The 25216-nt window shown below is 37.0% G+C and carries 26 protein-coding genes, 1 tRNA gene and 2 pseudogenes; 11 read left to right on the top strand and 18 right to left on the bottom strand.

Going from position 1 to position 25216, the window contains the following annotated elements:
• Window positions 1-43 precede the first annotated feature (43 nt).
• The 7 genes from RHOW815_RS00440 to RHOW815_RS00410 are packed head-to-tail and all read right to left on the bottom strand — an operon-like array spanning window position 44 to window position 7749.
• Window positions 44-505, bottom strand: a complete 462-nt coding sequence (locus tag RHOW815_RS00440; protein ID WP_215216411.1) for a YbhB/YbcL family Raf kinase inhibitor-like protein — start codon at window positions 503-505, stop codon at window positions 44-46.
• 2 nt (window positions 506-507) lie between these two features.
• Complete coding sequence (locus RHOW815_RS00435; protein ID WP_215216410.1) at window positions 508-957, bottom strand: hypothetical protein; 450 nt, start codon at window positions 955-957, stop codon at window positions 508-510.
• 25 nt (window positions 958-982) lie between these two features.
• The gene (locus tag RHOW815_RS00430; protein ID WP_215216409.1) at window positions 983-1363 is read right to left on the bottom strand and encodes a type II secretion system protein; all 381 of its coding nucleotides are present in this window, start codon (window positions 1361-1363) and stop codon (window positions 983-985) included.
• 10 nt (window positions 1364-1373) lie between these two features.
• Window positions 1374-2552 carry a type II secretion system F family protein gene (locus RHOW815_RS00425; RefSeq protein WP_215216408.1) on the bottom strand — a complete coding sequence of 393 codons (1179 nt, stop codon included), beginning with the start codon at window positions 2550-2552 and terminating at the stop codon, window positions 1374-1376.
• Window positions 2553-4202, bottom strand: a complete 1650-nt coding sequence (gene gspE, locus RHOW815_RS00420) for a type II secretion system ATPase GspE (RefSeq protein ID WP_245397529.1) — start codon at window positions 4200-4202, stop codon at window positions 2553-2555.
• A gap of 2 nt (window positions 4203-4204) precedes the next feature.
• Window positions 4205-6499 carry a type II secretion system protein GspD gene (locus tag RHOW815_RS00415; RefSeq protein ID WP_215216407.1) on the bottom strand — a complete coding sequence of 765 codons (2295 nt, stop codon included), beginning with the start codon at window positions 6497-6499 and terminating at the stop codon, window positions 4205-4207.
• Window positions 6496-7749, bottom strand: coding sequence for a hypothetical protein (locus RHOW815_RS00410; protein WP_215216406.1), 1254 nt, complete (start codon window positions 7747-7749; stop codon window positions 6496-6498). The genes RHOW815_RS00415 and RHOW815_RS00410 overlap by 4 nt, the downstream gene beginning before the upstream one ends.
• A 164-nt stretch (window positions 7750-7913) precedes the next feature.
• Between RHOW815_RS00410 and RHOW815_RS00405 the strand changes: the two genes are divergently transcribed.
• Window positions 7914-8300, top strand: coding sequence for a hypothetical protein (locus RHOW815_RS00405; RefSeq protein WP_215216405.1), 387 nt, complete (start codon window positions 7914-7916; stop codon window positions 8298-8300).
• Window positions 8301-8305: 5 nt separating this feature from the next.
• On the opposite strand, the gene RHOW815_RS00400 is transcribed toward RHOW815_RS00405, so the two are convergent.
• From RHOW815_RS00400 to RHOW815_RS00390, 3 genes are read right to left on the bottom strand one after another with little or no spacing between them, the layout of a single operon-like run.
• A complete protein-coding gene (locus tag RHOW815_RS00400; protein ID WP_215216404.1) occupies window positions 8306-9067 on the bottom strand; it encodes a hypothetical protein in 762 nt (253 codons plus the stop codon).
• 21 nt (window positions 9068-9088) lie between these two features.
• Window positions 9089-10168 carry a glycosyltransferase family 4 protein gene (locus RHOW815_RS00395; RefSeq protein WP_215216403.1) on the bottom strand — a complete coding sequence of 360 codons (1080 nt, stop codon included), beginning with the start codon at window positions 10166-10168 and terminating at the stop codon, window positions 9089-9091.
• Entirely contained in the window at window positions 10165-11154 is a 990-nt protein-coding gene (locus tag RHOW815_RS00390; protein ID WP_215216402.1) for an A/G-specific adenine glycosylase, read from the bottom strand. The genes RHOW815_RS00395 and RHOW815_RS00390 overlap by 4 nt, the downstream gene beginning before the upstream one ends.
• A gap of 164 nt (window positions 11155-11318) precedes the next feature.
• Here RHOW815_RS00390 and RHOW815_RS00385 point away from each other — a divergent pair, with 164 nt between their 5' ends.
• The 3 genes from RHOW815_RS00385 (at window position 11319) to RHOW815_RS00375 (ending at window position 13917) form a co-directional block, all read left to right on the top strand.
• The gene (locus RHOW815_RS00385; protein WP_215216401.1) at window positions 11319-11765 is read left to right on the top strand and encodes a hypothetical protein; all 447 of its coding nucleotides are present in this window, start codon (window positions 11319-11321) and stop codon (window positions 11763-11765) included.
• A gap of 705 nt (window positions 11766-12470) precedes the next feature.
• On the top strand, window positions 12471-12671 hold the full coding sequence (locus RHOW815_RS00380) for a hypothetical protein (protein WP_215216400.1): 201 nt from the start codon (window positions 12471-12473) through the stop codon (window positions 12669-12671).
• A gap of 184 nt (window positions 12672-12855) precedes the next feature.
• Entirely contained in the window at window positions 12856-13917 is a 1062-nt protein-coding gene (locus RHOW815_RS00375; RefSeq protein ID WP_215216399.1) for a CDP-glycerol glycerophosphotransferase family protein, read from the top strand.
• 20 nt (window positions 13918-13937) lie between these two features.
• Here the strand turns inward: RHOW815_RS00375 and RHOW815_RS00370 are convergent, their stop codons facing one another.
• The 4 genes and pseudogenes from RHOW815_RS00370 to RHOW815_RS09250 form a co-directional block, all read right to left on the bottom strand.
• Window positions 13938-14087: a hypothetical protein gene (locus RHOW815_RS00370; RefSeq protein ID WP_215216398.1), complete on the bottom strand. Its 150-nt coding sequence runs from the start codon at window positions 14085-14087 to the stop codon at window positions 13938-13940.
• A gap of 132 nt (window positions 14088-14219) precedes the next feature.
• Entirely contained in the window at window positions 14220-15359 is a 1140-nt protein-coding gene (locus RHOW815_RS00365; protein WP_215216397.1) for a rod shape-determining protein MreC, read from the bottom strand.
• Window positions 15347-16528, bottom strand: coding sequence for an amino acid aminotransferase (locus tag RHOW815_RS00360; RefSeq protein WP_215216396.1), 1182 nt, complete (start codon window positions 16526-16528; stop codon window positions 15347-15349). Before RHOW815_RS00360 ends, RHOW815_RS00365 begins: the two co-directional genes overlap by 13 nt.
• A 209-nt stretch (window positions 16529-16737) precedes the next feature.
• Window positions 16738-17777: pseudogene (locus tag RHOW815_RS09250) on the bottom strand (IS3 family transposase).
• A gap of 179 nt (window positions 17778-17956) precedes the next feature.
• On the opposite strand from RHOW815_RS09250, the gene RHOW815_RS00345 reads away from it, so the two are divergent.
• The 3 genes from RHOW815_RS00345 (at window position 17957) to RHOW815_RS00335 (ending at window position 18528) form a co-directional block, all read left to right on the top strand.
• Window positions 17957-18029, top strand: a tRNA-Ala gene (locus RHOW815_RS00345).
• A gap of 78 nt (window positions 18030-18107) precedes the next feature.
• Window positions 18108-18296 carry a hypothetical protein gene (locus tag RHOW815_RS00340; RefSeq protein WP_215216394.1) on the top strand — a complete coding sequence of 63 codons (189 nt, stop codon included), beginning with the start codon at window positions 18108-18110 and terminating at the stop codon, window positions 18294-18296.
• A 22-nt stretch (window positions 18297-18318) separates the two neighbouring features.
• A complete protein-coding gene (locus RHOW815_RS00335) occupies window positions 18319-18528 on the top strand; it encodes a transposase (protein ID WP_215216434.1) in 210 nt (69 codons plus the stop codon).
• A 387-nt stretch (window positions 18529-18915) separates the two neighbouring features.
• Here the strand turns inward: RHOW815_RS00335 and RHOW815_RS00330 are convergent, their stop codons facing one another.
• The gene (locus RHOW815_RS00330; protein WP_215216393.1) at window positions 18916-19431 is read right to left on the bottom strand and encodes a transposase; all 516 of its coding nucleotides are present in this window, start codon (window positions 19429-19431) and stop codon (window positions 18916-18918) included.
• A gap of 161 nt (window positions 19432-19592) precedes the next feature.
• On the opposite strand from RHOW815_RS00330, the gene RHOW815_RS00325 reads away from it, so the two are divergent.
• The 4 genes from RHOW815_RS00325 (at window position 19593) to RHOW815_RS00310 (ending at window position 21443) form a co-directional block, all read left to right on the top strand.
• Complete coding sequence (locus RHOW815_RS00325) at window positions 19593-20339, top strand: ParA family protein (protein ID WP_215216392.1); 747 nt, start codon at window positions 19593-19595, stop codon at window positions 20337-20339.
• Window positions 20329-20736, top strand: a complete 408-nt coding sequence (locus RHOW815_RS00320) for a hypothetical protein (RefSeq protein WP_215216391.1) — start codon at window positions 20329-20331, stop codon at window positions 20734-20736. Before RHOW815_RS00325 ends, RHOW815_RS00320 begins: the two co-directional genes overlap by 11 nt.
• A gap of 115 nt (window positions 20737-20851) precedes the next feature.
• Window positions 20852-21019, top strand: a complete 168-nt coding sequence (locus RHOW815_RS00315) for a DUF4277 domain-containing protein (RefSeq protein ID WP_215216390.1) — start codon at window positions 20852-20854, stop codon at window positions 21017-21019.
• A 211-nt stretch (window positions 21020-21230) separates the two neighbouring features.
• Window positions 21231-21443: a helix-turn-helix domain-containing protein gene (locus RHOW815_RS00310; protein ID WP_256439885.1), complete on the top strand. Its 213-nt coding sequence runs from the start codon at window positions 21231-21233 to the stop codon at window positions 21441-21443.
• A 696-nt stretch (window positions 21444-22139) separates the two neighbouring features.
• On the opposite strand, the gene RHOW815_RS00305 is transcribed toward RHOW815_RS00310, so the two are convergent.
• From RHOW815_RS00305 to RHOW815_RS00295, 3 genes and pseudogenes are all read right to left on the bottom strand, one after another.
• Window positions 22140-22994 (bottom strand): hypothetical protein, encoded by an 855-nt coding sequence (locus tag RHOW815_RS00305; protein WP_215216388.1) that lies wholly within the window; start codon window positions 22992-22994, stop codon window positions 22140-22142.
• 121 nt (window positions 22995-23115) lie between these two features.
• Window positions 23116-23526: pseudogene (locus tag RHOW815_RS00300) on the bottom strand (helix-turn-helix domain-containing protein); the annotation flags it as partial.
• Between the two features lie 87 nt (window positions 23527-23613).
• Window positions 23614-24459, bottom strand: coding sequence for a hypothetical protein (locus RHOW815_RS00295; protein WP_215216387.1), 846 nt, complete (start codon window positions 24457-24459; stop codon window positions 23614-23616).
• Window positions 24460-25216: the final 757 nt, after the last annotated feature.

The following is a 25216-nucleotide window of genomic DNA, read 5'->3' as shown; positions in this document are numbered from 1 at the left end:
ATTTAAGTGTAGCTAATAAACTTCAACTTAAGGATTAAATAAATTAGTTGTCAATATATTGCTTATATTTACCAACTAATTCTGCTTGCGCAATAATATGTCCTTGCATAGCCTGCTCTACTTGGCTTTTACTGGCTCCTTCAGCTAGATCTAGCTCACAATCAAGGGCATACAGCTTAAAAAAATAGCGATGCTCTCGATCAGGAGGGCAAGGTCCCTGATAGCAAAGCGTTCCACCTGTATTTTTACCGATAATCCCTTGAGGCACACCATCTTTGGGAATATGCGTAGTGGTTGGAGGAATATTAAATACAACCCAGTGGTCCCACATACAATCTTTGCGAATAGATGGGGGAACATCTGGATCATCCATGATTAATACAAGACTTTTTGCCTGAGAAGGGACCTCTTTTATGATCAACTCTGGATTTATGTCGTTGCCATTGCAGCTATATTCTAGAGGAATCGATTCCATATGATTAAAGGCGGGAGAGAGTAATTGCATAACTACCAATTTTTTAGGGGTTGTTCTTTAGTGCAGTTTATAAGAAAGCCTTTTTGTAAATCAATCCACAACTCCCTTTTTTCTCGTTTAGCAAAATAAATCAGTCCTCTTGGATAAATGAGCCCCTTGGAGGAGATTTCCCATTTTTTATTTTTGATGAGCTCTTTGTTGTATTTACACACCTTTACAGCAGAAAGAGCATGCTTTTTTTTTTGATTTAGAATAGAAGGCGGAAAAGGCTCATCGGAATGAATCCTATAATAATAGGTGTCATTTTCTAAAAAGATCTCAAAAGATAGGTCTGTTTGATAAATCAACGCAAGAGATTGTACATTTTGCAAAGAGGAAAAACAATTGGCTACTTGATTGTTAAATCTATAATCAGAGATCATACGAAAGATCTGCCATCCACTGATAGAGGCCATCATGCTAAAAATACAGATTGCAACCATTACCTCTAAAAGGGTGAATGGCCTGCTATTCTTGGGACGCTTGAATGGAATCATTGGGCGCCTGCAGCTCTGTTAAGCGCTTTGAAGTCACGACAATTTGATCATCTTTTTTTTCAATGACAAAGGGCATCCCCCATCCATCTTTTAAGATATTCGCTGCATTTTTTACCATACCTGAATCTTTCAGATAGGTTTCTGCATTTTCAACTACATCTGTAATAGAAGCTCCTTTGGCCACTTCTAACATGAGGGTATCTTCAATAAGCTGTATAGCCCGCTCGGTTTTAAATACCTTTCCTTTATCAAGACTTCCTTTCATGCTAAATCCAAGAACACTGCCAATGAGACCGATTAAGACGATGACAATCATAATCTCTAATAAAGTGAGTGCTTGTTTTTTTTTCATAAAATTCCTCCTAATTAAAAGAGCCCACATCGGTTAGTGGAATAAGAATAGATAAGACCACAAGACCGATGATTGCTCCTAAAGCAATCAACATGATAGGTTGCAAAAAAGCTGAGATCTGTGCAAGGTGTTTCTCTAATTCTTCTTCATAAATTTTAGAAAGATGAAAAAAAGCCTCCTCCATTTTTCCCGTCTCTTCTGCAATAGAGAGCATTCTTGTCATTAAAGCGGGCATAATAGGATGTTCATTACAGATCCACGAAAGTTTTTTGCCTTGCGCAAGCTTTTGCTGCGCATCGATTAACACTTTTTCAAGCGAAGGATGTCTAACTATTTTTTTGACCAAAGCAATCGATTCAATCAATGGCACCCCAGCACTGAGCAACATAGCCATAGTACGCGATAAGCGCAAAAGGGTATTATGAAAAAGAAGCGTGCTTACATAGGGCAACTGGATCAAAATAGGATAAATAAGCTCTTTAAAAAATTTCTTTAGAGCGAGTAAAGTTGCTGTGCAAAGGATGATCATGGATAAAAAAAAGGTCCAAATATGTTGATTGAGTTGATTACTCAAACCAAGCACAAAGGCAGTAACAGGATGCAAAGTTCGATCTTGAAATAGCTCTTTCATGGAAGGAATCACAAATAGCAGTAATCCTAGAACAATGAGAAAAGAAAAACAAAAAAGAACACCTGGATAAGTTAGTGCAGATTTTAATTGTTTTCTTACCATCTGTTGATGGGCAATAATTTGGACAAGCTGCTCAAAAGTAGAAACCAAATTCCCACTTTGCTCTGCAATATGCACCATGGAAATATAGATGGTATCAAAAGTATGAGGATACTTTTTTAAAGACTCTGAAAGAGGATAGCCTTCTTTCAAACGATGGCAAAGGTCTAAAAATAGAGAATGCGCCTTGTGACGTGCGTATTTTTCTTCCATGGTCAACAAGCTCTCATACAAGGGAAGACCTGCCTTAAGTAATTGAGAAAGCTCTTTTGTAAAGATAAGTAGAAGAGTTGGAGGTAAAACCAGCTCTTTTTGTTTGTTTTGTAGATGCGTTAAAGAGGTAATCAAAAGTTGTTGCTTGCGCAGTTTTTCTTTAGCCGTTTCCAAACAATCCGCATCGATAGCGCCTTTAATCTCTTTACCCTTAGTGGTAATTGCACGATAACGAAATAAAGGCATCTAACCTAACTCCAAAATCTTAGTTACCCTCAATACTTCAGAAGTAGTGGTAATCCCTTTTTGGACCAAAACAGCTCCTTGCTGTCGTAAACTACTCATTCCTTGAGCCAAAGCCACCTTTTGTAACGTAGTTGCATCTGCAGAGAGAAGTAATTGTTGTCTAACCAAGTGATCTACATACATCAACTCATAAATAGCATGTCTTCCTTTAAAACCAGAACCATAACATACCTCACAGCCAGCTCCTCGATAAAGACCCTCCTTTACTTCGCTTTTGCTAAGGCCTATCTCTTTGAGCTCTTGATCAAAGGGTTGATACAGAACACTACAGTGAGGACAAACTCTTCGTACAAGACGCTGAGCTAATACCCCTAATACAGAAGAAGAAAGCAGATAAGGTTCAATTCCCATATCCACTAAACGAGTTAATGCTGAAGGCGCATCATTGGTATGCAACGTGCTAAAAACCAAATGCCCGGTTAATGCGGATTGAATAGCGATCTCTGCGGTTTCTTTATCACGGATCTCACCAATCATAATGACATCGGGGTCTTGTCTGAGAATGTGCCTTAATCCTGTGGCAAAGTTGAGATGAATCCTAGGATTGACTCCAATTTGGGCCATACCGGGAAGTTTGTACTCAACAGGGTCTTCAATAGTCATGATATTCATTTCAGAAGAATTAATTTCTGATAGAGCACTGTATAAAGTGGTTGTCTTTCCACTACCAGTTGGTCCCGTGACTAGCACAATCCCTTCGCTTAAACGAATCAATTTATTAAATGCACTCAGCAGAACAGGATCCATACCAATCTTATCTAACCCAAGAGATACATTATTTTTATCTAAAATACGCAGTACAATCCTCTCTCCAAAAGCAACGGGCACGGTGCTTACCCGAAAATCGATCTGTCTTTGTCCCATATGCAGCTTAATTCTTCCATCTTGAGGCAGTCTGTGTTCTGCAATATCTAGCCGAGCTAATACTTTAATTCGCGTAATGAGTTGGGTTTGTAGCTCTAAAGGAGGAGTATGACGCATATGCAATACACCATCTAATCTATAGCGCACCTCTAACCCTTGTTCTGTCGGCTCAAAATGGATATCCGAGGAGTCCTGTTGTACAGCTTCTGCTAAAATGACATTTAAAAGATGAATCACAGGAACTTCACTCACGCTCTCTAATAAATCATAGCCTTCTTGCTGATCTTCTAAACAACTCTCTTGATTTTGTTGTAGGCTTGCAATATATTCCGACGCTTCATTCTCCTTTTGATGAAAGAGCTGCTCGATTGCTTTTTCAAAAGCCACTTGAGTTGTAAAAACCACCTGCGTATCTTTTTGCGTAATAAATCGGACCTGTTCTAAAGCTTCTAAATCAAAAGGATTGAGCATGGCAATAAGCCACTTTCCCCTCTGCTCTTCTAATATTACCAGCTGATTTTTACGAATAAAGGAGTAGGAAAGGGGAGAAATTTTATTTTTTATACAAAAAAAATCTAAAAGATCTGCATAGAAAGCAATTTCTAATTCTTTAGCTTTTTCTTCCACATTCCCCATATAGGAACGCGCTTTTACTAAAGAAACAGGAGGCTCTCTTTGCGTAAACAAACCTGATAATTTTGCTAAAAACCCCGTTAGCATTGCCATAGTTATTTCTCTATAAGGCAACTAAGCCCATTTTTGATCTTTTTATATCGAGCTTTTTCCTGTGCTTCTACTAAACAGTCCAAAAACTCAGGTTGATCTCCCGGTCTTTTTTGAAGCTCTTCATATAAAATTTGTTGCAATTGCTCCTTAGCATCTAAAATAATTTTTGGCGTGATGAAAATAAACATCTCTGTATCGTTGCTTCTAAGCTTAGTCGCTCCAAATAATTTCCCTAAACCGGGTATATCTCCTAGAAAAGGAATCTTTTCTTCTTTATCTTGAGAAGCTTTTCGTCGCAGTCCCCCTAAGATAATTGTTTGCCCATCTGCAATACATACCTCGTTTTCAATATGCCGTCTATTCACCAAAGGACGATCTTTATGTTCATCATGCCTTGTTGTATCAAAGGTAACATTGGTCTTTAAAGTAACAAATCCGGTTTCCTCCATGTTTACTTCATCTATAGAAGGTAGATGGATGGTGGGAACAAGAGTAATGACAATTCCATATTGAGCCCTGGAAAAAGATTTTTCAAACGCAGTCCCCTTATTAGTATCTAAAGGAGCTGCTCCATTATTAATCGAAATCTCCTCTACAATGGAAATGGTAGCGGGGGTTTGATTTACAGTGATAATAGAAGGCGCTGCATTGAGTTGAATATCGTCTTGTGACATTAAGAAACTATATGCTAAATCATAGGCTGGAAAATGTTTAGAGGAGTTATTGTGCAGAAGAAACTCCAATACTCCTGATCCGCTTGGTGCTACATTAGAGCTCCATTTCAAGACATTTTTTGTCCCTAACTTCAACAGGTTTATCCCTAGACTATTTTCACAATTGAGTTGTTTCTCGAACAATAGCACTTCAATTTGCACCATTTTTTTGGGAATATCCAAATTGCGTATGAGATTTTTGATTTTTCCTAAGGCATCACGGCGAACAACCATCAACAGAGTTCCTGTTTTAGGATCTGGAATAAAATGATCACTACCATAATCGATCCCAACCGTCGATAATGTGTTGGAATGAATCGGTTTTGGCGCCACTACAAGAGGAGGGACAGGAGGGTATCCATCGGGAGGCCTTTTAAAAGGAGATCCAGGAGCTGAGTAATTTAACTCTGCTTCTTTTTTAGTATCAGACGAAGCAGCTAGAAGAGAGGTATAAACCTTTTCTAACACCTGAGCTAAATCATTGGGACTGCTATGACGACAGGGATATAAATAAACAGTCATTTCAGCAGGGTTTTGTAACTGATCTTCTGTTTCGCGCACAACACGCTCTGCTTTATCCACTGCCTCTTTCCTACCAATAGCCACCAGAGAATTGCCTTGCAAAAGAGAGAAAATGGTAAGCCCTTCTTGTTCATTCTTATTCAAAGGAGTCCGGGTTTTCTCGATAGACTCGCTAAAAAAAGATTGCAGAATCTTTTCCATTTCTTTAACCGACATTTTAAGCACAGGAATCACACGAGAAACCCTCCCTTGCATCTGTCCCCATACGCTCTGATATAAGTGTAGGATCTTTTGTACCTCTTCTCGGTTAGACACAATGCCGATCTTGGGACCGATTTGATAAATAAAGGTTTGTTTAGGATCAGAGAACTTTTCAAAAAACTGCTTAATGCTTTTTATGTGTTCAATGGGGGGGGAAAAGACATAAAAAACGCGGCTGTGCTCTGGTGTTAAGAGCAGTTGTTCTAAAGAGGAGGCAATCCTTTCAATGCAAGCTGGTTCTTGCTTGAGTAAATAGAGCTGCCTAGCATAGGGATTTATATTCTTAATTCCAATCCCGTTATGAGAGAGAATAATCTCTAACACATCATTCCAAGATTCTCTTGGAATAGGGACATTAGAGTGCATATTTAACTTCATATTTGCCATTTCTGGAGGCACGATATAGAGGTAATCCAATGCACCATACTCCATAATTAAATGCGCAAGAGTGGTTTCTTCTTGATCCCAAAGAGCGTATCCTTCTTCCTCTTGCTTAGATTCTTTAATGACGATTTCTCGCCATTGTTTTTCTTGTGCCTGGATTTTTTGTTTCATCGTATTCACTTCAGCTAAAAGAGCCTGAAACCGTTCTTCATTAGCCTTAGTATCATATAGAGTTTGCACCTGGTGGTATCCCTCTTGTAATTGAGACCTTAAGAGATAAATCCGCTCATTGATCTCTTTTAATAAAACATCTGTTTTAGCAGAGGATGAATTCTCTTTTTGTAATAACTTATCGGATAAGGTCTGTCCTGAAAGGGTAATGGTCGCTAGACAGAAATAGAGAAGAACGTTCTTCATAGACACCCCTTAAGAGTAAAAGGTAACAAGAGAAAGGTTTTTTTTCTCGTTTTAGCTTCTTTTTTTTCCGTTTGAATAGGTAGTTGAATTTGTTGCATGTGCATTCTTGTTTCATCAAAAAGAGTTCCTTTCATAAAAGAGCAACCTTGCTCTTTTACAATTGCATCGAAAATAAATACTTCCGCTAGGAGACGATGATAGACATAATCCTCGATGTCTCTTGGTTTGTCCAACCGACACCATCCAGAAGAAGTTTTGAATAACCAGTCCCCTTGTTTTAAAAACAGTCTTTTCTTTCCTAAGCTACAACTCACCTGTGTGGCACTTCTCATACGAATCTTGGTAAAGGGGATTTCTAGCTTCATTTTTTTAAACTTTTTTTTCCGCAGAGGTACTTCGATCAAGCTGGAGCAAAAGCCTTTTTCATCCCAAACCTCTAATTGCATTTGCTCTGGAAGAAGTTTTTTCACTCGTGCTAGAGGGAGCCCTTGAGTTTTGGTGGTTAGAGAAGCAACTTGCCACTGTTGGTTTTTAAATACAAGAAGGTCTGCTTCCGAAACAAAACACGCATAGTTTTGCATTTGATTCACACACTTTAATGTGCCTTTCTTCTCCCATCCGGCAAACCTCGGGCCCCCATAATGCTGGATCAATAAATCAAAACTCAAATAGCTGCTATTTTGCAATTGTTGCATAAAGTCGTCGTTTTGCATTTGCAACAATCCTGAAGAAGAAGAAATAAATTCTGCATTTTGCTCTGTAGAGTGAAATTGTCGAGATACCTTTATTAAAATAGCCCCATTATTTAATAGAATAGGCTGAATCCAGAGCGCAGTCTTTTTTTCTGAGCGAACCAATCCCTCTTTACTCTCTTCTAGAAAAACCAGTTCCTCATTTTGTACAGTGAAAGGATTTTTTTCCTTATTCAAAGAAAAAGCCATGGAAACAGATGATTGCTGGTCTGGCCTAGTATTATAACCTAATACCAAAAGTTCATTAGCAATACGTCTAGCCCAACTAGAGGTGTGGTACTCATTTAAGGCTAAAGCAAAAGAGCCAATCAATTCATAGGGATGCAGGGGTATACGAACTTGACTTACCTCTTGCATCAACCGCGTTTTTACATCAGGTAGAGGATAAGAAAAAAAGAGTAAACCGCTTGATAAGGCAATTATACAAGCACATACTCCCATAATACAGTAATTAAAAAGACAGCGGATACTGTATTTAGCAGAAAGAAGAACAATCACAGTGCATTACCCTCTCATTCTTAGGAATGATCAAAAGTGTAGGAGATTGAGAAAATAAAAAAAAGATCAAATAAAGGAGCTCAGAAACCGGCAATAGGTTGCTAAAAAATTCGATTTACTATTTTAATGCAATTAATAAGGTTACTATTAACTAATGAGGTCGTATGGATGAAAATAAATCAAAAGAAGGAGTTTCTGTAAAAGAAATTGAAACATTCGCTAAACAACATCGTTTTGAGTTTTTTTTCTGTTTAGCTTTTGCACTAGCCTTTTTATTTGCGCTAATTATGTATTCTTGTGCCTGGTCTATAGGAGCTTCTGCTTTAGGAGGGATCTTAGGCGTTCTTTTCTTTAGAAAAGTTGCCTACTTTTCCAAAGCCGTTCTTAATTTTCTCTTTAGACAAGAAAAAACCACTCAATTCGTACTGGCAATTGTGGTTCTGGTCCTAGCTATCTTTTTACCACCTCTGATTTTTTTACTATTAGGTCTTCATGGAGGTAAAGATCTCTATCATTTAGCAAGAGAGATACAAGCTCAGCATCCTAAATAAGATCTTTATTCCAATTCTTTTTTTCTCTGCTTGATATAGTCAAGCAGGGAAAAGGACCCCGATTGAAAATTACGCGCAAGAGTAGCATAAGCTTTTGGATCATAGGTTTTAGCAGGTTCTTCTACCTTAGACCAACCAGCATTGCACAAAATTTCTTCCCATGCTGCTTTTTCTCCCTCTTTTGAACCTAATTCTCTTTCTAAGGCAGCAATTCTTATCAAGTTATAAGCATATAACAATCCGCCAGACCGTTTTTGCGAATCCATTTGTTCCCATAGAAAAGCGTCCTTTTCTAAATCGCTCTTTAACTGTTTTGCTTCTTCTAAAGCAACCATTAGCTTATCATCGGCGATTAATAGAGTTGTTTTAGAAAAACGGGTATAATAAGGAGAAATTAAGCCTTGAGCTCTCTCTAGAGCTTTTGTCATATAAGCTGTTGCTCTTTTCGTCTCCCCTATACTTAAAAGACGCTGTGCAATTAAACCTCCAAACTTAGTCTGTAGCTCTGGGTGTGAGCTGACTATTTTTTCTAGTTTATTAAAGGCCTGGGGATCTCGCCATTTAGCATACATAGCATTTGCTTCTTTATAAGCGGACGATCTGCTTTCGAACCTTCCAAACTGGTACATAACCAACATAGCGACAAAAATGCCAGAACAGGCATAAATAGCGATTTTAGATCGGTTTATCGAGCGATCTAAGAAAAAGATTTTTGCAAGAGCTAACCTGCCAAATGGCAAAGGATCTTCTAATTTAAGTTTTTTCATAATTTGAGTCAACCTTAACTTTCAAAGAAGCTTTTGATAAACAGCTTCCATTTGATCTAAAGTATGGGTAATCGTATATTTTTGTTCTACTAACATCTTTGCATTTTCCCCTAAGCGCTCTCTTAAAAGACGATCTTCTGCCATTTTTAGCACAGCTTGAGCTACTGCTTCTGGATCAGAAGAAGGAACTCTAAGACCGGTACTTCCGTGAATACATACCTCTGGCAAGCCACCTACACTAGTTGTAATCAGGGGCCGTTTAAAAAAAGCTGCTTGCAATGTGGCTTGAGAGATCCCCTCGTGAGCCACGCTTAAAAGCATGAAAATATCTAAAGCGCTAATGGCTGTATAAGGCGATTCTAAATGGCCTACGCAAATCACATTTTCTAATTTCATCTCACGAATCATCACCAGATACCTCTCTAAATACCCACCTCCGATTAAAATCCATTTGATCTGTTGATGATTCTTTAATAAATCAGCTGCTTTTAATAAATCGGGAATCCCTTTCCAAGAACGCAACACACAAGCTGTCCCCACTAAAATATCTGTAGGACTTAAACCTAGTTCCTTACGAAAAATAAGAGTATCTTGCACAGCATCAGCAATTTTTGGATTCACTCCTGTTGCAATGCACTGCATACGAGAAGGACTTAAATCAGCTTTTTCTTGCAGCAAAAGCAACACCGCAGAAGAAGTAGAAACCACAAAATCAGCAAGCTTATTATAAAGAATAAACCCATTTACCCCCCCTCGGATAGGAGTGGATAGATGGCGTGTTCGAATAACGGGCTTTTTGGACAGTTTTGCAGCAATCCCCGCTATCCAAGCATCCAAAGAGGAATGCGTATTGATCAAATCAACCCTCTCTTTTTTAAAAAACAACAACAACTTTCCCACGGTAAAAAAGAGAGCTTTCCATTTAAAACAAAATGTATGAACCACAAACCCTTTCTGCCTAGCGCGCTTTGCTAATTCACTACCAGAAGAGAGTGCAAAGAATACTGTATGACCTTTTTGTCTCATTCCTTCTGCTTCTGCTAGAATTCTCATCTCCTGTCCACCCCAGCCCATGGAACTTTCTGTATGAACGATTTTCATCTCATTCCTTCTATCTGTTGGATAATTTTTCTATGTCCTGCTGAAAAAGGAAACTTTGTCAGATCTTTTGTTAAAACCCATATGTAGTTGCTAAACATCTCTTTTCTCAAAGCCCTCCAAATAGAAGGAAACAAAGTTGCTTTGAAATGGGTAAAAGTATGATTTACAACGTTTAAGTGTTGTTGGTAAATGGCTTCTCTAGCAAGAAATGTAAGCAAGATCTCTTCCTGCGGTTTTTCTTTTTCAAAATAGGGAAACTCATATAAATCAGCCATCAAACCAGATCCTGTCTTTCTTAATAAAACACTATCCTGATACATGAGTACAATTACATTGCGATGTAGAAGCTCGACCTTTTTTTTAGGAGGTTTCTTAGGCAAGAGATGTTGACTCTTTAATTCTCTTGTTTTGCAACCCTCTTTTATAGGGCATTTTATACACTTAGCTACTTTGCCACAAACCAGAGAGCCCAATTCGATCAGAGCCTCCATACACACCCAAGGCTCAATTTCTGGTAAAAGGTTTTCCGTCTTGAGTTGTATAAGCTGCTTGGTCTCTGCCTTCGTAACATCCTCTTCTACATGATAATAACGTGCAAGCACACGTGTTACATTAGCATCAACAGCAGCGGCTTTTTGGTGAAAGGCAAAGCTTAAAAGAGCTCCTACGGTATAAGGGCCCAAGCCTTTAATTTTTTCTAATTCCTCTCTCTTATCCGGAATGACCCCCTTATATTTTTTGAGTATATATTTTGCAGCTAAATGTAAATTTCTTGCCCGATTGTAATAACCTAATCCTTCCCAGGCTTTAATCACCTCCTCTTGAGGAGCTAAGGCCAACGCTTTCACATTGGGGAATAAAATCATCCAGCGCTCAAAATACCCTTCCACAACTTTGGCCCTTGTTTGCTGCAGCATAACCTCTGAGATCCAAACAGCATAAGACGTTGGGCTTACCCTCCAGGCAAAATCCCTCTTTTGTTCCAAAAACCACTTTTTTAAAGCTTCTATATCCACAATGACACAAATAATTACAAATTTTTAAACATCTAAACCCTTAAAAGATAATCATTCTATAAATTAAGCAATTAGTTGATCTAGTATATTTTTAGCATTTCCATTATTTAGTAGAATAAAGGAGCTTATAACATATGGCGTCGCAAAAAAATTGGAATCAGCTACACGACGAGATTAAGGTCAATCTGCGAAAAGAGGTATACTTAATGCGAGAGCTGCTGGCAAATCTACATCAAGAAGCACTAGATAAAGAGCATTCTACACAAATTATGCAACAGCGCCAATCCCTCCTAGAACGCTTAAATCAAGCGCGTGAGCTTAGGTTGGTTGCTACCCAAAAACTGGAAACCCTCATAGGCCCAAGCAATAAAGACCTGAAATTAGAGCAGATTATGCCCCTTGACGATGAACAGACAACAGAGGTTTTAAGTTTAAACGATCAGCTAGGAGCATTGACAAAAAAAATGAATCAACAGAACATTGACAATCAAAGCAGCCTTAAAGAAGAGCGTCGTTTAAAGCCGAAACCCCCTAGAAAGAAAACAGCTATTGCAACTGAAGAGAAAAATACACCGCAATAGTACTTAAACAAAAAGAACTTTTATAACCCCTGCTTGTACAAAACATCTGATCGATTCTCTGCTAAGAGAACATTTTCTATTAGGGAAAGTTTTGAGAAAAAAATTGGACTAAAGCGTTTTCTTTTGTCCCATCGATAAAACTTTTTGGACGATTGGAAATTACATCCAGAAATTTGCTTCCACACGCAAGACGTTTCTAAGTAGATCTCCTGGAAAGAAGTCTTCTTTAGCTAACTGATGAAAGTAGACGAGCTAAATTTTAGAAGTAGCTTTTACACAATTAATTCGATCTGTTGGTAAATGGGATCAGCTGTTTGAACCTCCCTGAACAAGCAACCTTGTCGGATGCTGAATTTGTAGATAGCATATTAACAGAAGTAAAACAAATCATTAAAAACCTGAAATAACTTTAATCCCAAGAAACACCGGAGATTTTATGAGTTTTTCTCCACTCAAACAGGAAAAGGAGCAACTATCTTTCCATCAAGAGCATTCTTTGTAGGCTCCTTTTTTCCTTATTGAGGATCAAACTCAAACTTTAATTAGAAACCGCAACTCTCATAAAGAAATCTCATAGATTTTTTTAACTTTCTGTTAAAATACTTTCTTGTTATCGTATAGCATCTTTTTAATCGTAGTTGTTCCATAATGTATTTCTTATCATAGAAAAACTAGAAAGCATTATTGGGAAACGAAAGGAAACAAATGAAAAAGAAGAAGAAAAAAGACAAAATAAAGACTCCCCCAACAAAGCAAAGACCTATGCAGAATTTAGGTGATTTACTCGATGAAGCAAAATACGGCGAGTTAACAACTGAAGAACTTATTTATGTAGTGGAAAAAATCAAAGCGTCCAAACCGGGTGATAATATAGTGGTTCCGATTCAATCGCATAGAAAAATATAGGATTAACGACAAGTTTCAAGTCGTTGACTTGAATCCCATTAAGCTAGCTGTTTGAATTGGCACTACTATATATGATTCTTGCTGTCCTATTTGGGAAGAGATTTTTCAGATCATAGAGCCGGATAAAGAAATAAAATGAACCTATGGATCTCTGTCAATAATGTGCTATCTTAAGGACAAAAACATGCATCCTTCTTCCGCCGGCCTCATTTATGGGCCAGAGACCCATCATCTGGATCATTTAGCTCCTCTATGCGCTATTTTAGGAATTCCTTTAATTGTTACAGAAAAGCTAATCTTAAAACAAGCGCAAGAGATCTACCCATTTACGGATACGCTCTACCTTGATTGTTTAGAACTTCCTTTTTTTCTAACAAAAAATTATCGATTTGTGTTTTCTTGCTTTTCGCGTATTATGCTCAAGGAACTTCTCTTCCTTGCAGAACTGCTTTCTAAAAAAAAGATCCATACCATTTGGTGCCCTCATGGAAACTCTGATAAAGGAAATATAAAGCCTTATGTAGAAGCGCTGTGCCAAGAAAACTTGCTTTTAGTATACGGGCAGCAAATGATTGATTTTTTTAACCGTTACAACCTAATTAAACCCTATGTGACCACAGGTAATTTCCGTTATCAATTCTATATGCAACATAAAGACTGGTATGATACCTATGTGACAAAAAAAATTCTCCTGGAACAGAAAAAAACCATTCTATATGCCCCTACTTGGCAAGACTATGAAAAATCTAGCTCGTTTTTTTCAGCGATTGATCTTTTAATTGAACAAAAACCAGACAAATACACACTACTCATTAAACCTCATCCCAATTTAAAATTACAACATCTTTTTCTTGTAGAAGAGCTAGAGGAAAAATGCAAAACCATCACCGGTGTGTATTTTATTTCAGATCCAATACCCATTTATCCTTTATTAAAGCATTGCGATTTATACATTGGCGATCGCTCTTCTATTGGGTATGATTTTTTATATGTGAACAGACCTATGTTTTTTTTAAATCAGAACGATCTAAAAGAACCTCTAAGCACATATCTTTTTCGCTGTGGTCAAACCATTTTGCCTCAGCACTACCCTAACATTTATTCTTTGATAGATCATGAGCAGCAAGAGCTTACACCCATTAGAGAAGAAGTGTATCAATATGCTTTTGCCTCTTGCTCATGCCTTAAACAGCTAAAAAAAACCATTTTCTATGCATTAGATGGGATTAAAGACCATCAGATGTAACCGATGGTCTTCTACTTTAGCTATCTACATTCTGAGACAGGAGCTTGCTCTTGTTTATCTTCTTGTGAAACAATCTCTGTGCCAGACGGCTCATTACTATCCTCTTCTGCAAATGCTACGCCATATAAAGAAACCACAGCCGCTAGTAAAAACCAAATGCTCTTTCTCATAATATAAGCTCCTTATGTTTTAAGTTTTTTTCAAGCAATGCAAGACATAATGCCTTAATTCTCATTGTCTAGATTTTTAATAATTTTTACTTTTTTTGCAATGTTTTTTATTGAAATAAAGAACGGTTGTAGCTATTTCAAGGCAGGAAGAACGCATACAAAATTGAGCTCATCAAAACTTCCAGCGGTTGCTATAGCTTCTAAATGATAAAAACATTGACCCTCTTGTAGAATATCTACTCTGGAAACAATTCCAGCATACAGTCCTGCAGGAAAAACACCGTCTAATCCTGTTGTGATTAAAAGATCTCCCACATTTAATAAAGCAATAGAGGGCAGCCTAGAACCTTTTTCATAGGTAAGACCAGAGCGTAAATCTCGAGCAAATCCTTCTTGATCTGAAAAGTCATAGTTAAAACCTGTTCCTTTTAGGAAAGATCCACAGGAGCGCCACAAAGGGCGCCCTGTTCCCTGTAATTCACCTTTGGCCAAATAGATATTTTGATTCACAGGAATGAATTGAGCTTTGAGCCGAGCAAGAGCTGAAATTGCTTCCTGTACCTCTTGAGAGCAAGAGCTATTTTGATTTTTTTCCAAGGAAAATAGCAATGCATTGAGTTGTTCGAGTAAAAAATGGTCCTGTTGTTTTCCTCTAACAGCTCTTACTGCAATGGTAAGACGATTATCGGTAATTAAGCGTACGCGGCTTTGTGTTTTATGGATGAGATCAACCACTCCTACCACAGAATTACCGATTATAACAGGGCTGTTTTTAGCAATCACCCCCTCCTGTAAATTTTTATTATCGGCTTCTCCTACATTTATCCAAACATAGTTGCTCCAACTTCCAGGTTCACGAAAGATGACCTTAGCAGGAATTGCTTTAGATTTTAGCTGTAAAATCTTCATAATTTCTTCGCGGCGACGACGCAAAAACAATTTTTCCTTTTCTTCAGAACTTGCGCTGTTCATAGATTTGAGCAAATCTATTTGTTCGTTTATGCGATCTTCTGATAAAAGCCATTCCCGAATATGATCAACTTGCAAATGAAGTAAGTAATTCTCTTGTCTGAGCGTTTCTAATTCTTGTTTCGCAACAGATGACATGGAAAGATGAAGAGGGTGGGTTAATAAATAGATGCGCTCCCACAAACAGGAGAAAGCACAGATTGTCATCTGACGCAACACAAGAGATCTACCTGGAGAGAAAGAAAACAGTACAAAAAAAATTCCAGTGAGAAATATATAAGAACGATAATTTATTCTTCGCATATAACATCTAATAAAGATTGTGCTACATATTTTACATTACCTGCATTTAAACCACAGAAATTCATTCTACCATTTGCTGTCATATAGATCGCATATTCTTCTTGTAATTGTTTAACTTGGGAGTGATTCAGTCCGCTTAATCCAAACATTCCTAACCCTTGTTTTAAAAATAGATGTTTTTTTAAATAAGCACATAGAGAATGGCGCATTTGATTCATTCTTTTACGCATAGAAAAAAGCTCTAATTCCCACTCTTTTTTTAAATTGCTACTTAAGATATGTGTTACAATTTGCGCTCCATACTTAGGAGGATTAGAGTAGTTTGTGCGTATAATCTTTTTTAACTGACTGATGACGTTTTCTTTTACAGAACAACTTTCAACAAGAATCCATAGAGCTCCTACTCTTTCTGCATAGAGACCAAAATTTTTAGAACAGGAAAAAGCAACAAGCATTTCCATTCCTTCTTCTGCAAACAGTCTAATCATTGCACGATCTTTTTGTATAGATTCTCCTAATCCTAGATAGGCACAGTCGAACAAAGGGATGATTTTCTTATCTTGACATACCTTAAGCAAGATCTTGGATTGGGCGGGGGTTAGATCCATCCCTGTTGGATTATGACAGCACGCGTGTAGCACCAAGATACTTTTTTCTTCAATAAGAGAGAGAAATTGCATGAGTTTTTCAAACTCTATGCAACGGTTAGATTTGTCATAATAAGGATATGAATAGACCTGTAAACCACAATTCCTAAAGATCCCTTGATGATTGGGCCAAGTAGGATTAGAAACATAAACCTTAGAAGAGAGTTCTTGTTTTAAGAAAATACCTGCTAACTTTAGAGCTCCTGTTCCTCCAATTGCTTGCACAGCAACTAATCTCTCTTGATGAGCAGAAAAAAAATTAGCGCCAAATACCAATTGTCCAACTGCCTTAAGAAAAAGAGGATCTCCTTCAATCGGAAGATAGGTCTTTGTTTTTTCATTCTTCAATAAATATTTTTGTGCTTTTTCAACACTTGGCAAAATCTCTGCAAGCAAATTTTCATTTTTATAAACCCCTACTCCTAAGTCTACTTTATTTTTACGTATATCTGCTTGATAGCTAGTATTTAACTGAAAAATAGAGTCGGGTAGTAATAGTGTTACTTGGTCAAATACCCCCATAATTCTGCTCCTTTTTTTGCATTGTATGCACAGGGGCTTTTTTGAAAATACAATAAAAAACAAAGTTCTTATCTAAAACATTCCTATTTTAATTTGATCAAAATTAACTATTAAAATAAAACTTTTATTTCTTTCTATAAAAGTCCGATCTTGTCACCTTTTTTTAGACAGCAAGAACACAAATACTTTGCTGATTCATCCATCTTGTTTCAAATTCTTGAAAAGACATACCCTAAAGTAGAATGAGGCCTCTTTTTGTTGTAAAACACTTCTATATATTCAAATAAACTATCCATAGCTTCTTCTTTTGTTTTAAATTTACAAAAGTTAGCATGCGCTGTTTTTAAGCTGTGAAAAAAGCTCTCTACAATCGTAACAGTTTCCTTTGCTACTCATACTTAAAATAATTTCATGTTGATCGGTTTTTCTCTTGAAATCTTCACTTGCATATTGAGAACCACGATCAGAATAGCTTGCTGTAATGCACGTTTAACAAGATCCGTTCGGATCCTGCTACCATAGAGAATCCAACAATTTTTCTTGAAAACAGATCTAGCACAACTGCTAAATATAGCCATCCTTCACGAGTCGCTATGTAACTGATATCTGACACCCAAGGTTGATTCGGAGCACCTACTGTAAAGTTTTGATTTACATAAGTTAGGAACTATTTCTTTATGCATTTTAGCTACAGCTGTCTTTTTCCATACCTTATATGTTTTAGCTTGTATCCCCTATGCTCTCATGATTTTTGCTATTCTTCTACGAGAATAAATCACACCCTCTTTTTTTAGTTCGGCGTGAATTCTTGAGATAGATCGACTACGCTCATGCATGCTTTTTTACTGGGCTTTCTACGAACAAAGCAATAAAAATTGCTTCTAGACACCTCTAAAAGTTTTGCCATCTTCTTCACTCTACACTTGTAATGCTGCTTTTTCATGAACTCTAATTTGCTTTTCTTGGTCGTGAGAAGATAGCCATAGCCTTTTTTAAGATATCTCTTTCCTGTTTCCTATCTGCTAATTCTTTGCGAAGGCGATACATCTCTTCATTGCAGGGTTTGATCTCGCCTGATCCAGGAAAACTCTTTTCTCCTTGTTCTTTAAATTCTTGAATTCACCCGGCTAAAGTTTCCATAGGAACTTCAAAATCACGGAATATCGATGTCATGGATTTCCCGCTTTCTTTATATTGCTTTACTATATTTAACTTAAAATTCTCGATCATATTTTTTTTGCTTTCTCATAAGAACCTCTTTAATAAATTTGTTTTAATTTATTCGGGTTCTTCATGTCCCATTTATTTTAGCAGGATCACAAGAGATCTAATCTATTTATGCAATGTTGGAAAGAAGCAGCTAAAACTTTAGAGATTTAATTTAGCTTGAAAATAGTCAGAAATCGTAGTATCTTAAAGGACTTTTAAGGGGCGTTAGCTCAATTGGTAGAGCGCAACAATGGCATTGTTGAGGTCAGCGGTTCGATTCCGCTACGCTCCACATCACCAGAGACATTTTCAGAAATGATTATGTCTTCGGTTTTTTTTGTAAACCTTTGTTTTGCTGATTCCTGGAAAAGTGAATGAGGAAGCAAAAAAGCTTTTTTCGCAAGAATTACAAAAACTAGAAAAAGAACTCGCTCAAATAGATCAACTGCTTTATCTAGATGGGGTTCATCCTCAACACAATTCGAAACCCTCTTATGGATGGTATGAAAAAGGATCTAAAGTATCCTTTTGCACAAAGAGTCGTGGTTATATGCGATAATGCTGCCTAATATAGGTCAAAAATCGTCGCAAATTACCTAAACACATCCAGAGTAGAAATCAAATTCTTGCCTCCTTATTCTCCCGATCTCAATCTAATTGAACGCCTTTGGCGATTCATGAATAAAAAAGTTCGCAATAATCGATATTATGAAAAATTCTTAGATTTCAAGACGGCAATTTATGCCTTTTTTGAAAATATTCCTAAATATCGGGAAGAACTGCAGCAATAAATTTGTTTTAATTTATTCGGGTTCTTCATGTCCAATTTATTGTAGCAAGATCATATTTGTCCCATAATGTTTCCTTTGATGCTAAATGTTTATAGTATACACCATTATACTTTGGGACTAAACATGTAGCCTATTTCAGGTAATTATACAATTTGCAGTTTTCAAATTCTGCATATCTTTCTTTTGCTCTATAAAATAATTTAAATTATAAAAAAATTAATATAAATTCAATAGAATATCAATTAGTTTATTATTTAAACACAATTATGTTAAAATAAATAATATAAAAACACCTCACTTAATAAGTAATAGTAATACTTAAAAACAAAGGTTAATTATGCAAGAGTTTGAAAAGGCCTCTTTAAATGAACCTATCTTGAATTAAATTTACTGTTTTAAAGATACTTGCCGACTTAAGAAATTCATCCAATATCCCAGTAGTCCAAACATTAATAGTCCGTTCCAATATATTGCCTTTCTTTCCCAGCGCACTGTAAGACGACGGAAGCATGTCTTTAACCAAGAAATCGTTCTCTCAACGACCCAACGTTGCTTTTCAAGGTAGCAAATGCCTTTTATCTTATATCCCTTAGTGTTTCTTTTCCGAGCTATCAGAGGAAAAACCTCATGGGAAAGAACATCGATACGTGTTTGCTCTGAGTCATAACCTTTATCTGCTTCAAGTATGGGTACTTTTCCCTGATTCCATGCTTTTTTAATGAAGGGAATGACTTTCCTAAGCAGAGGGATCACTTGTTTTTTCTCATCCCCGGATGCTGATGTAAAAGTGATTGCAAGAGGCTTTCCTGATTTTTCTACCAGTAAATGCGATGTCACGCCTTTACCTTTGTAGCCATAATCAACTTGCTCTCCTCCTCCGCGTCCGCTGGAAAAAAAAACCATCTACAGAGAGTCTCTGGGCATCAATATGGAATTCAGACTCAGGTAGGAATTTATTCGGCTAGATCGTTTTTTTCTCTAACAACTTGGGAAAAACCCATAACATCTTGCATATTATATTGCCTTATTGTTACTTTTAGGAAAAATAAAGCAATAAGGCAATAATGAGAAAAATCTGCATAGCCCTTTCTAAGGGAGGAGTTGCTAAAAGCTCAACAGCTGTTTCTGTCTCTCATGGGATTGCTTTATCTGGGAAAAAAGTGCTTTTAATTGACACAGATGATCAAGGGCAAGATGCATTTTTGCTAGGAGTAAAACCAAAGTACGGTTTAGCAGATGTACTTAATGAACGAGTTAGTGTCGAACAAGCCCTGTTCCAAGCAAGAGAGGGACTTTGGGTTTTATCTGGCGGCAGAGGGTTATCCGGTGTAAAGCGTGCGATAGGCCGGAAAGATTTTAGCTCTGAACAAGCGCTTTCCGAATCCCTTTATTCTATCGAAGGAAGGTTTGACTTTGTGATCGTTGACACCTCTCCAAGTTGGGATACGCTTACAATCAATGCTTTGTTCTACTGCTTGGAAGTCCTTACCCCTGTTAGCTTAGAGGTGCTTACTCTTAACAGTTTGGTCGAATTCGCAGAAAGATTAAAAAGCGTTCAAAAGTTCAACAAAAAACTGCAACATACTTACTTACTGCCTACTTTCTGGGATCGTCGTGTGAAGAAGTCTTCCGAGGTTTTAGAGCAACTGAAAAAATACTATTCCGAACAAATCTGCGAGCCGGTTAAATATTCAGTGCGGATATCAGAGGCAGCTGGTTTTGGTAAAACAATTTACGAATACGCCCCTTCCTCTTCAGGAGCAAAGGACTATCAAAAAACAGTAGAAAGGATACTCAACTATGGGCGATAGACTAGAAACTCCCGATATCATGAGCTCTCTCATGTCTGAACCTAATAAGCAAGAAAGCAATAAAATAATAAAACAAGAAAAACCATCAAAAAATAAAGCAATAAAAACATCTAGCAATAAAGCTGTTTTAAAACAAATGTTATTTGCTGGAATAGATAAAGACACAGCTATTTTAGAAGAACCTAAAGAAAAGGCTACTTTTAACCTGTCGGTTAGAACACTTCGGGATTTAGAAGATAAATGGATGGAAATTAGACGCCTTTCTGGAAGCAAACAAATTTCTAAAACTCTCATTGTCGAAAAAGCCATAGAAATGGCTTTAGCTGAATTTGACCTGAAAAAACAAATAGGCAAGTTTTATTGCAAGCTGGTTGGCAATAAAACCAACTTCTCTTAATTCCAGTTGATATCAACAGAAGAGATCTTTTCTTATTAGAAAACAATATAGCAATAAAACTTGATGGGCTTAAATTTTTTTTACAGTAAATAAGATTTAAAGAAGATGTTGTCTTTTGTATAAAATTGACAATCGTCTGCCATCAGGCCCTCAAAGGAAAGTTAGTCCAGGAATAGCAGCGGTGGCTATGATCATCAATGGTCTGGGCTTTACGAATAGAACATTGTATTTAGCTCATCAATTTTTTGCATCCAAGCCAATAGATAAGGCTCCCAGGAGTTGACCTTAAGGCCAAAGACAGTACCGATCATGCGCTAGGCTGTGCTCTCGATAATATTGCAGAAAAAAGTCATTTCTATGGGCTAATTCCAAAAAAGTGCCCTAGGGGGGTGGGAATGTAGGCCCTTAAATGCCGGTTCTTTTTTTGAGCTATTTATAATAATAAATATTTTATTTGACAAAGGAGCGAATAGGAAACTAGTATATAGATACTTATGAATAGTCACCACTTAGACATATCTAGAAAAGTTGTTACTTTACCTGAAGCTGCTATTATGCTAGGCATGAGTCCTTTAACAATTAGACGCGCTATTAAAAGTGGGAAGATTAAAGCTGTGCAAATCAGCCCTAAAGGAAGATATCGCATCTTAATTGAAGAATTAAATGGATTCATTCAGAGAAATTCTCAAATGACTGCTGTGGGATAGAAAATTTAAAACAACAAAGCAATAAAGTGTGTTTTATTGTTTTAAGAAATTAATCTATTGATTTAGAGCAGCAATCGAAAATCTTTTAACCAGATAATGAGACAAGAATCCACTTTTAAAACCAACTATGATTTCTTAAAAATCTCTTTTTGAAAAATCATCTGCTAGTAAATCAGGATCTGTTTTTTCTAAACCTTCATGGATCATTTTCCCTTGTTCATTTAACACACAGATAAAAGTTCTTTTCATTGATACATCTCGTTCCAATATAACAATTCATGGGTTGCTCCTAATTTTTTTTGCTCTTTTTCCGTTTAAGGAGTAACCCCTTCTTTGTGTGCAATTATGGCATGTCTATTGATCATTCAAAACTCGATAATTTATCTACTTCTAGTACAGGCACTTCAAATTCATCATTTTTAGCAACAATCCCTGCATGCAAGCTCTCCGGTAAAGACCGAAGAGTCTTCTTCCTACATCTTAGTAGCTATTGCAATTCCTCGTAAATTTTTGGAGAGGTTTGATGATATTTCTTGCGAAACACGTTTCAAAAAAAAGAGATTTCTCTCAATACAGGTAACGAGACATTATGAATAAGCTTGCATAAGTTGCGTCAATGGTCAATACGGTATACTAGTTTGATTTAAAATTAAGAATTGCATAATTAGGTTTTTTTGAAAAGATTTTAAACAAGCTCTAAGGAGATGGTTCGATTAATAACCAAGACACAACGGAAGTATCCCCGATTGCTGAAGAAGAAATAGTGAAACTCACACCAGCTGTTCTTGCGATTACAGACAAAATACCAGGTCCTCCACTGGGTATATTACTGCAAAGAAAAATCTCGGTATTTGCAGTAACGGTATTATTGAATACCGTTACAACAGATGGGGATAATAAAATAGAAACTAATGTAGCTCTTCCCATCCGAGCGTTCGTTCCTTCTTTAATCAATAACCCCGAACCCTCATTAGAAATAGCGACGCCTGAAGTTGATGCAGCTGTATTTATTACCTGAGCAATCGTGCTGGTTTTCGTGGTTCCACTTCTTGTGGCTTGAAAAGATATGGATGCGCCATTGTCCGTATCTGACCAGTCTTCAGTGGTGACAAAAAGGACTGCAGCTTTAGATGTTGTTGTAAATCCTTTACCCGTGTATCCATTTCCTCCAATGAAGCCCAAAGTGCTTCTAGTTAGGTTAGCCGTAGGAGTTGAAGCTGTTCCTCTGGCTGAGCGCAAGATCAGTGAGGTACCATTGCTTCCTACTGATCCTACGTAAGATGTGAAGTATATATTGCACTCGGTATTTGCAGTTGGCATCACAAATTCAGCAGTAGAATTGCTTAAGGTTTGATTTGCAGTTCCCAATCCTAAAAAGCCGCCAATTGTTACACCGTTTGTAGGGGCCGCTATTCCTGCAAAGATTCCAAAAGCGGCTGATCCATTACAATCTAGGGTATTAGTGCCTAGGAAATTGTTGCTGTTTCCAAGGGTTAGGGATTGTATATTAGAAGAGGCTGGTAGATTTAATGCGTTTGCTATTTTTCCCATTTGAGTGTTTATGTTACTTATTATAAATTTTTCTTGGAAAACCCCTCTGCTCGCAAGAGGCTCTTTAAAAATTTTTCTTGCTTGCAATAGAATGCAGATTACTTTCTAATGATTACCCAAAGATCAAGTGATCTTGAGCTGCTTTTGCTTCTAACGCCTTTAGTCTCTTCTTACATGTTTCTAGATCATGCCTTAGCCATATCGATCTGACCCCTCCAGGAGAAACAAGAATTCCCTTCTTTTTCATCTCATTGGAAACTCGGAGCTGTCCATATGCAGGTTTTTCTATAGCAAATGCAACTACGCTAGTTTCTATTTTTTCTTCCACTCTATTTTTAGGGCAGGGTTTCCTTCTAGAGATTTCTTGTAATGCGGCTTCTCCGCCTTTTTCATAAAGCTCTTTGTATGTATAAAAGCTTTCTCTTGAATATCCCATGTGCTTACATGCTTGAGATACATTTCCTAGCGTTTTTGCTAATTTTAAAAGACCTAGTTTATTTTTTATCACTTTTCTCTCTATTGCTATATTCATAAATTACCACTTTGGTAGTTGCTTATGCAACTACGGCATCACGCCGCAGTTGCCTAAATTGTCAAATTAAGTCTTGTCTATTACAAGTTATACAACCATAATGTTTCCAACACTAGTTATGATATTCCATATGGTGCTGGTTCCGGCTACTACACAAACCGCACAAATGGAATCTAGCTGGCTTGTTGCAGTAAGAGACCCTACTAATCCTGCTGTTGTACTTTTAGATCCAAAATATATCTGCTGAGAATCATTTTGTTTAATCTGCCAACCTGCTGTACCTGCGTGTCCATTTCCTGTTATGTAAAACATATCCCCTATGTTTGCTGTATCAGGTAAGGTAAAGACAACCTGTGCTACGTTATTTGCAATATAGCCTATATTGGGAGCAATCGTCTTTTTTGTTTCTGAGACGTTTACCCAGGTAAGCCCTGCCCCTGCAGAAACTGTTAAAGTGACCGTTCCCCCCAAAGAAACAGGGCTGCCGGTTACAGTAACGCCGTTTCCTGTAATTGTAATAGGGGGTGCTGTTAAGGTAAGTGAGTTGGCTCCTGGGGTTTGTGTCAATCCCCCTAATAAGGTAAGTGTTGTAAAAGCAGGTGCTTCACCTGTTGCTCCAATTAGCAACTGGCCATTTGTCCCAGCAGGTACAGATGTAGTTGGATTGGTACCATTCCCAAGAAGAAGTCCGTTTTCAGTTAAAGTAGTGTTGCCCGTGCCTCCATTTTCTACGGCTAAGGGAACGCCACCTAAATTATTTATATTGATATTTGCCGTGTTAACTTCAAAGTTAGGTGCAGCTGAAACGCCATTGGGATTGGTAATGGTAACAGTGTTTCCTGTGGAGGTAAGTGTGCGACCAAAAAAGGTTCCTGTTCCATTATAGGCAACAATTCCTAACTGACTTAAATTTATGGCATTATTTGTTGGCATGAGCTTACTTTTGTTATATGTTTTTTTATGTAATTTTAAATGCGTTTACACATCTAATTTTCGATTAATGTTTTGAGATAAATTCTTGATTTAACAAAAAAGTCTGTGTTTCTAATATTTTATTTGTAAACAATTCATCTTCCTACGAGTAGATACTACTTTTATCCGTAACCACTAGCCGCCTCTTTGGAAGAGCTACTTAACTTTTTTATTTTTATTTGAGGAGGATACTTGGATAGTATGATGGATTCAAAAAAATTATATCTATAATAATTTATGGAAATAGGTAAATCTTTGAAAATTTAAAAGAAGTATCCAATAAATGTTGAATACTTCTTAAAAGAATGCCTATAAAAGATAAGTTTTTAATAATTATTTTATATAATAAGTATATTTGAACTTTAAGGGCTTACTAATAGAATTCTTGTCTAAGAGCCTGTTTAAAATCTTTTCAAAAGTAGAGCAATAAAAGCAAGAACCAGCATAACAAATTGCTTATGAAGGATCTTATGTTGATTTTTAAAGATAGGATTTTATAAAAAAAAAGTGTTTTTTATTATTGGCCCTTTCAACCTTGAAGTGCACAAAAAAGAACATATAAATACTTGAAAAAACATCTATTGTGCACCCGAGCATAGCATGTTTGTAGATAATCTCGTAAACACTTCTAGTGGAGTTTCGAAGTTGAGAGCCTTTCTAGGTCTGTTATTTAGTAAAGTTTCCACCCTTTCTATATCCTTGGAAGTCGTATCTAAAA

The organism is Candidatus Rhabdochlamydia sp. W815, from assembly GCF_018642185.1.
GTDB lineage: Bacteria > Chlamydiota > Chlamydiia > Chlamydiales > Rhabdochlamydiaceae > Rhabdochlamydia > Rhabdochlamydia oedothoracis.
This window is presented reverse-complemented; position numbering and strand designations above follow the sequence as displayed.

What these genes read in the sequence shown, in the direction of transcription:
- RHOW815_RS00330 (WP_215216393.1), bottom strand. Translation starts at nt 19,431, where the DNA reads ATGGTTTTTTTTTCCAGCGGACGCGGAGGAGGAGAGCAAGTTGATTAT.
- RHOW815_RS00375 (WP_215216399.1), top strand. Translation starts at nt 12,856, where the DNA reads ATGCATCCTTCTTCCGCCGGCCTCATTTATGGGCCAGAGACCCATCAT.
- RHOW815_RS00295 (WP_215216387.1), bottom strand. Translation starts at nt 24,459, where the DNA reads ATGCCAACAAATAATGCCATAAATTTAAGTCAGTTAGGAATTGTTGCC.
- RHOW815_RS00425 (WP_215216408.1), bottom strand. Translation starts at nt 2,552, where the DNA reads ATGCCTTTATTTCGTTATCGTGCAATTACCACTAAGGGTAAAGAGATT.
- RHOW815_RS00310 (WP_256439885.1), top strand. Translation starts at nt 21,231, where the DNA reads ATGAATAGTCACCACTTAGACATATCTAGAAAAGTTGTTACTTTACCT.
- RHOW815_RS00305 (WP_215216388.1), bottom strand. Translation starts at nt 22,994, where the DNA reads ATGGGAAAAATAGCAAACGCATTAAATCTACCAGCCTCTTCTAATATA.
- RHOW815_RS00415 (WP_215216407.1), bottom strand. Translation starts at nt 6,499, where the DNA reads ATGAAGAACGTTCTTCTCTATTTCTGTCTAGCGACCATTACCCTTTCA.
- RHOW815_RS00325 (WP_215216392.1), top strand. Translation starts at nt 19,593, where the DNA reads ATGAGAAAAATCTGCATAGCCCTTTCTAAGGGAGGAGTTGCTAAAAGC.
- RHOW815_RS00380 (WP_215216400.1), top strand. Translation starts at nt 12,471, where the DNA reads ATGAAAAAGAAGAAGAAAAAAGACAAAATAAAGACTCCCCCAACAAAG.
- RHOW815_RS00435 (WP_215216410.1), bottom strand. Translation starts at nt 957, where the DNA reads ATGGTTGCAATCTGTATTTTTAGCATGATGGCCTCTATCAGTGGATGG.
- gspE (WP_245397529.1), bottom strand. Translation starts at nt 4,202, where the DNA reads ATGGCAATGCTAACGGGGTTTTTAGCAAAATTATCAGGTTTGTTTACG.
- RHOW815_RS00385 (WP_215216401.1), top strand. Translation starts at nt 11,319, where the DNA reads ATGGCGTCGCAAAAAAATTGGAATCAGCTACACGACGAGATTAAGGTC.
- RHOW815_RS00320 (WP_215216391.1), top strand. Translation starts at nt 20,329, where the DNA reads ATGGGCGATAGACTAGAAACTCCCGATATCATGAGCTCTCTCATGTCT.
- RHOW815_RS00370 (WP_215216398.1), bottom strand. Translation starts at nt 14,087, where the DNA reads ATGAGAAAGAGCATTTGGTTTTTACTAGCGGCTGTGGTTTCTTTATAT.
- RHOW815_RS00430 (WP_215216409.1), bottom strand. Translation starts at nt 1,363, where the DNA reads ATGAAAAAAAAACAAGCACTCACTTTATTAGAGATTATGATTGTCATC.
- RHOW815_RS00365 (WP_215216397.1), bottom strand. Translation starts at nt 15,359, where the DNA reads ATGCGAAGAATAAATTATCGTTCTTATATATTTCTCACTGGAATTTTT.
- RHOW815_RS00400 (WP_215216404.1), bottom strand. Translation starts at nt 9,067, where the DNA reads ATGAAAAAACTTAAATTAGAAGATCCTTTGCCATTTGGCAGGTTAGCT.
- RHOW815_RS00395 (WP_215216403.1), bottom strand. Translation starts at nt 10,168, where the DNA reads ATGAAAATCGTTCATACAGAAAGTTCCATGGGCTGGGGTGGACAGGAG.
- RHOW815_RS00405 (WP_215216405.1), top strand. Translation starts at nt 7,914, where the DNA reads ATGGATGAAAATAAATCAAAAGAAGGAGTTTCTGTAAAAGAAATTGAA.
- RHOW815_RS00440 (WP_215216411.1), bottom strand. Translation starts at nt 505, where the DNA reads ATGCAATTACTCTCTCCCGCCTTTAATCATATGGAATCGATTCCTCTA.
- RHOW815_RS00360 (WP_215216396.1), bottom strand. Translation starts at nt 16,528, where the DNA reads ATGGGGGTATTTGACCAAGTAACACTATTACTACCCGACTCTATTTTT.